The following is a 2,748-nucleotide window of genomic DNA, read 5'->3' as shown; positions in this document are numbered from 1 at the left end:
ATCAATAGCTTATCGGCCACTTTATCCAAGAAATAGCGGTCATGCGAAACGGTGATGACGGCTCCGCCGAAGCTGTTCAAGTAATCCTCCAATACCGTCAGCGTATCGATATCCAAGTCATTCGTCGGCTCATCCATCAGCAGCACATTCGGTTTCGTCATCAGCAATTTCAATAAGTAAAGGCGACGTTTTTCCCCTCCGGATAATGAACTTATCAGGCTGCCGTGCGTTTCGCGCGGGAAGAGGAAAGTTTCCAGCATCTCCTTGACGCTGACTACGATGCCGTCGCTTAATTTCACCTCTTCTGCGATTTCCTGCAGATAATTGATGACGCGCTTATCGTCAGGGAGCACTTCGGAAAGTTGTTTGTAATAGGCTATTTTGACGGTCTCTCCGATGATCAGATTCCCGCTGGCAATTTCTATTTCGCCTGCCAGCATATTCAGCAAGGTTGTCTTGCCTGCCCCATTCTTGCCGACGATGCCGATGCGATCGTTCGACTGGAATATATAGGAAAAATCGTTGAGGACCTGTTTGTCTCCCGCAAAAAGCGAGATATGTTCCAGATTGAAGACGCGTTTGCCCAAGCGGGAACCATCCAACTGGATTTCGAGCTTGGCATCGGTCGTGCTTTGTTGCGTTACCTTTTCCAAGTCCTCAAAACGGTGGATCCGTGCCTGTTGCTTAGTCGTCCTGGCTTTGGCGCCCTTGCGCATCCATTGCAGTTCGCTCTTGTAGAGTTTCAGCTGTTTCTCATCCATTTTTTGCTGGATGGCTTCGCGTTCGCTCTTCTGGAACAAATAGTCTTCGTAGTTTCCTGTGTAGACTTCCACTCCGCCGTTCTTCAGTTCGATGATTTTCGTTACGGCATTCTCGAGGAAGTAGCGGTCATGGGTCACCAAAAGGACGGAGCCTTTGTATTGGGCAAGATAGTTTTCCAGCCAAGTGATCGAATCCATGTCAAGATGGTTGGTAGGTTCATCCAGCAACAACAGGTCCGGCGCTTGGATCAGTACCTGCGCCAAGCCGACGCGTTTCCGTTGTCCACCGGAAAGCTCGCCTACTTTTTTCGTGATGTCATCCAAACCCAACCTGTTCAGGATGGATTTGATCTGAACCTCTGTTTGCCAAGCATTTTGCGCATTCATGTCAGCTTCGGCCTTGCTGTATCGGTTCTGATAATCCGGATTCAGACTGTCGTTCACCAACAATTCCAAAGCTTCCTCGTAGGCGCGGACCGTCTTGATGATGGGCGCTTCGCCTTCATAGACCGCTTCAAAAACAGTCGATTCTTTGTTCAGTTGTGGTTCTTGCGCCAAGTAACCGACACGATAATCACTGGGCACGTCCAAGCTGCCGGCATCCGGGGTTTCGATTCCCGCGATGATCTCCAGCAAGGAACTCTTTCCGGTTCCGTTCTGACCGATCAGGCCGATATGTTCGCCTTCACGGATCGTGAAGGATATTTTATTGAAGAGTTTCTTCATCCCGTAGGATTTTTCTAACTCAATGGCGTTAAAGTCTTTCATATGTGGCATTCATCCTTTGTTTTCAATCCATGTCGTTTTATGTTCAGGGATCTTGATAGTCTCTTGACATTGTAACATATCCGGCTGGGCTGCGGGACATTGAAGGCCCAAAAATCAAGCCGTATTTCAGAAGCGCTTTTCGTCAAAAAAATAGAGAGGTTTCCCTCTCTATTTTTGTGTTTTTTATGAAATTAGAACAATCCGGTAACGACTCCGTCTTCGGTAACGTCCATGCGCAAAGCAGCCGGTTCTTTCGGCAGACCCGGCATGGTCAGGATATCCCCCGTCAACGCAACGACGAACCCGGCTCCGATTTTCGGAACAAAAGAACGGATGGTGATGTCGAAGTTTTCCGGACGGCCAATCGCTTTCTGGTCATCTGACAAGGAATACTGTGTTTTTGCCATACATACCGGCAAACGGTCCCAGCCATTCTTCTTGTACTGGCGCAGTTGGTTTTTGGCTTCTTTGGAATAGATGACACTTTTGCCGCCATAGATTTTGGTGACGATCGTTTCGATTTTTTCTTCGATGCTGCTGTCTTCCGCCACATATAGGGGAACGAAAGCTTTTGTGTTTTCATCGATTGCTTTGACGACAGCGTTCGCCAACGCTTCTCCGCCTTCAGCGCCTTTTGCCCACACTGCTGTCTGGATGCATTCGACTTCCTGAGCCGCGCAAAGGCTGACGACTGCTTCGATTTCCGCTGCGGTGTCGTTCGTGAATTCATTGAGAGCCACGACGACAGGCACACCATACTGTTGCATGTTTTCAATATGCTTCTGCAGATTTGCGAAGCCGGCTTTGACCGCTTCGACATTTTCGCCGCTGTTGAGTTCTTTCACTAACACGCCCCCGTGCATCTTCAACGAGCGCACGGTTGCTACGATAACGACTGCATCAGGGCTCTTGCCTAGTTGCGGTACTTTGATGTCCATGAACTTTTCAGCACCCAAGTCGGCTCCGAAACCGGCTTCCGTGATGACGTAATCGGCCAATTTCAAGGCCGTTTTGGTTGCCAATACGCTGTTGCAGCCGTGCGCGATGTTGGCGAACGGTCCGCCATGCACAAATGCCGGCGTATGGTAGAGCGTCTGAACCAGGTTCGGCTCCAACGCATCTTTCATCAGCAAGGTCAATGCGCCTTCCACTTTCAAATCTCTGACAGTGACGGGTACGCGGTCAAACGTATAACCGATGACAATGTTCCCAATCCGGT

The 2,748-nt window shown here is 49.5% G+C and carries 2 protein-coding genes; both read right to left on the bottom strand.

Going from position 1 to position 2,748, the window contains the following annotated elements:
• Window positions 1-1,529, bottom strand: a 1,529-nt coding sequence (locus WBV27_RS01160; RefSeq protein WP_424198680.1) for an ABC-F family ATP-binding cassette domain-containing protein, incomplete at its 3' end; no start/stop codon positions are given.
• A 191-nt stretch (window positions 1,530-1,720) separates the two neighbouring features.
• Window positions 1,721-2,748: formate--tetrahydrofolate ligase (locus WBV27_RS01155; RefSeq protein ID WP_424198678.1), on the bottom strand; the 1,028-nt coding region annotated here is incomplete at its 5' end.

This window comes from Trichococcus sp. (assembly GCF_049589555.1).
Lineage (GTDB): Bacteria > Bacillota > Bacilli > Lactobacillales > Aerococcaceae > Trichococcus.
This window is presented reverse-complemented; position numbering and strand designations above follow the sequence as displayed.